4 protein-coding genes are annotated in these 3,036 nt (G+C 65.9%); 2 read left to right on the forward strand and 2 right to left on the reverse strand.

The annotated features are described in order from the left end of the window. On the forward strand, positions 1-417 hold a 417-nt coding region (locus tag MZTS_RS24580), incomplete at its 5' end, for a glycosyltransferase family 2 protein (protein WP_425492780.1). 24 nt (positions 418-441) lie between these two features. Here MZTS_RS24580 and purC read toward each other — a convergent pair. Continuing rightward, positions 442-1,236, reverse strand: a complete 795-nt coding sequence (gene purC / locus MZTS_RS24585; protein WP_192285939.1) for a phosphoribosylaminoimidazolesuccinocarboxamide synthase — start codon at positions 1,234-1,236, stop codon at positions 442-444. A 259-nt stretch (positions 1,237-1,495) separates the two neighbouring features. Then, a complete protein-coding gene (gene nth / locus MZTS_RS24590; protein ID WP_192285940.1) occupies positions 1,496-2,239 on the reverse strand; it encodes an endonuclease III in 744 nt (247 codons plus the stop codon). Between the two features lie 89 nt (positions 2,240-2,328). Between nth and MZTS_RS24595 the strand changes: the two genes are divergently transcribed. Beyond that, the gene (locus MZTS_RS24595; RefSeq protein ID WP_192285941.1) at positions 2,329-2,850 is read left to right on the forward strand and encodes a DUF2244 domain-containing protein; all 522 of its coding nucleotides are present in this window, start codon (positions 2,329-2,331) and stop codon (positions 2,848-2,850) included. The last annotated feature ends 186 nt before the right edge of the window (positions 2,851-3,036 follow it).

The following is a 3,036-nucleotide window of genomic DNA, read 5'->3' on the forward strand; positions in this document are numbered from 1 at the left end:
TCCCGGGCGATGGCTGTGGGGTATCTGTCCGTCCTCCACGCCACGCGCGGCGTCTCGGCGGTGACCGCCGCCTGCCTCGTCATCGAGGCGGAGAAGTTTCGCCGGGTCGGCGGCTTCGACGCCGCGACCTTCCGGATCGACTTCAACGATGTCGATCTGTGCCTGAGGCTGAACGCACGCGGCCTGCGCAGCCTCTATGTCGGCGGCGCGCTGCTCCATCACCGGGAATCGGCGAGCCGTCGCCCCTCGGCTGAGGCTGCGGCCCGCCACCGGACCGAGGTCGAGGCCCTGAAACGGCGATGGGGGCCGCTGCTGGCGCAGGACCCCCATTATCACCCGGGCTTTGACCCGGATCTTGCGACCCATCTGCGCCTGCGCCGCGGCTGGACCGGATTGGAGACGGCCGAGCCGCGCTGAGGATCGTCCCGCGCCGCGTCGGCGTCACTGCACGAGGCGGGGCCCCCCGGTCTGCACCTTCTCGTTCTCGGACATGATGCCGAGCCGCTTGGCGACTTCGGTATAGGCCTCGATCAGGCCGCCGAGATCCTTGCGGAAGCGGTCCTTGTCGAGCTTGTCCGACGACTTGATGTCCCACAGCCGGCAGGAATCGGGGGAGATCTCGTCGGCCACCACGATCCGCATCAGGTCGCCTTCCCAGAGGCGCCCGGTCTCCATCTTGAAGTCGACGAGGCGGATGCCGACGCCGAGGAAGAGGCCCGACAGGAAGTCGTTGACGCGGATGGCGAGCGCCATGATGTCGTCGATCTCCTGGGGCGTCGCCCAGCCGAACGCCGTGATATGCTCCTCCGACACCATCGGGTCGTTGAGCTGATCGTTCTTGTAGTAGAACTCGATGATCGAACGCGGGAGCTGGGTGCCTTCCTCGAGCCCCAGCCTCTGGGCGAGCGAGCCCGCCGCCACGTTGCGCACCACCACCTCGAGCGGAATGATCTCGACCTCGCGGATCAGCTGCTCGCGCATGTTGAGCCGGCGGATGAAGTGCGTCGGCACGCCGATATCGTTGAGGTGCTGAAAGATGAACTCGGAGATCCGGTTGTTCAGCACGCCCTTGCCGTCGATGACCTCATGCTTCTTCGCGTTGAACGCGGTCGCGTCGTCCTTGAAGTGCTGGATGAGCGTCCCCGGCTCCGGTCCCTCATAGAGGACCTTCGCCTTGCCCTCGTAGATGCGACGGCGGCGGTTCATAGGCGTGTACCGTGGTTTGAGGAAGTCCATGGGGCCGTGGCTCCTTCGGAACTGGCACGTGAAGCGAAATCCGCGGCGCGGCGACCCGTCTGGCGGGCGGACGGCCGGAACACGTCCCGTGAAAGACATCTCCGGCCGCCATACCATCAATCTACCGGATCGGGGTTGGCAGCACAACGCATTGAGCCCGCACCGCATTGCCCAGGCGGAGCGGGTTCGGCACATTGCGGACCGGCGCGGCACGGCCTGAACTGCATGAGGGCTCGCGAAAACGGCCCCCGGGAGGCGATCACTCCGTCGCGGAGATGGGAGTGAGATCCGTGGTTTTCGAGGGATAGCGGCACAGATCCGCGATCGCGCAGCGCGGACAGTCGGGGCGGCGCGCCTTGCAGGTGTAGCGCCCGTGCAAGATCAGCCAATGATGCGCGTTGAGCCGGAACGGCTCGGGAACCCGCGCCTCCAGGCCCGCCTGCACCTTGTCGGTGGTCGGGGCCACGAAGAGCGGGATACGGTTCGAGACGCGGAAGATATGGGTGTCCACGGCGATGCGGGGCACGCCGAAGGCGACGTTGAGGACGACGCTCGCGGTCTTCGTGCCCACCCCCGGCAACACTTCCAAGGCTTCGGCCTCCCGGGGCACCTCGCCGCCATGGCGCTCGATCAGGATCCGCGAGAGGGCGATGACGTTCTTCGCCTTGGTGTTGAACAGGCCGATGGTGCGGATGAAATGGCGGACACGCTCCTCGCCGAGCGCCAGCATCTTCTCCGGTGTATCCGCAAGGGCGAACAGCGGAGCGGTCGCGAGGTTCACGCTCTTGTCGGTGGCCTGGGCCGAGAGCACCACGGCCACGAGCAACGTATAGGGGTTGATGTATTCGAGTTCCGAGCGCGGCTCGGGATCGGCCGCGCGCAGCCGCGAGAAGATGTCGACGAGGGTCGCGTCATCGACAGGTTCGGGCGAGGTTTCGACCCGCGCCGCAAAGGGCGCAGCCAGCTTGGCCTTGGGCTTTGCAGTCCTCGCCGGTGCGGTCATGGGTTTCACCGACGCAGCTTTGTCCGCGCTGGGAGGTGAATGGCGGAAGGACGGCTTTTTCGACGGCATCGGCGCGTTATATTCGGCTTATGGCAAGCGGCAACGTTTCTGCGCATCCGGATGGGCTCGACCCAGCGACGATGGACCGGCCGGTCTATTCGGCGGTGATCCGTCCCAACCAATCACTGGGCCGGGACGGTTTCCGGATCGTGATGGGCCTGTGTTGCCTGGTGGCTTTGGTGACCTCGGTCGTCTTCTGGCGCATGGGCTTCTGGCCGGTCGCCGGCTTCTTCGGCCTCGACATGCTGGCGCTCTACGTGGCGCTGATGGCGAGCTTCCGCCGCGGACGCTCCTTCGAGGAGGTCGCGATTTCGCCGCTCGAAGTCTCCCTCGCCCGCATCGATCCTCGCGGCACCCGCCGTGAGTGGCGCTTCAACCCGCTTTGGACCAAGCTCAGCCGGGTCGAGGACGAGGAGTTCGGTCTGCGGACCCTGACGCTGACCTCGCGCCGGGAATATGTCGTCGTCGCCCGCGATGCCTCTCCGATGGAGCGTGAAGCCGTGGCCGACGGTCTCAGCCGGGCGCTGGCCTCCGTGAAGAAAGGGTTTTGACGAGGGGGTTACTCGACGCGAACCGTCTACTCTTCCCCCTCCACGAAATGCCCATTCAGTGCACTCTTGCGGCTTGTGACGGGGAGTTTCCGATTTTCCGGAACTTTTCGATTGACGGTCCGGATCGTGGTGCGTATACGCCTGTTCACCGACGGGGCGGCGCCCACCAGTTTCTGGCTGGGGCGG

Origin of the sequence: Methylorubrum zatmanii (assembly GCF_014845115.1) — a bacterium.
Taxonomy (GTDB): Bacteria; Pseudomonadota; Alphaproteobacteria; order Rhizobiales; family Beijerinckiaceae; genus Methylobacterium; species Methylobacterium zatmanii.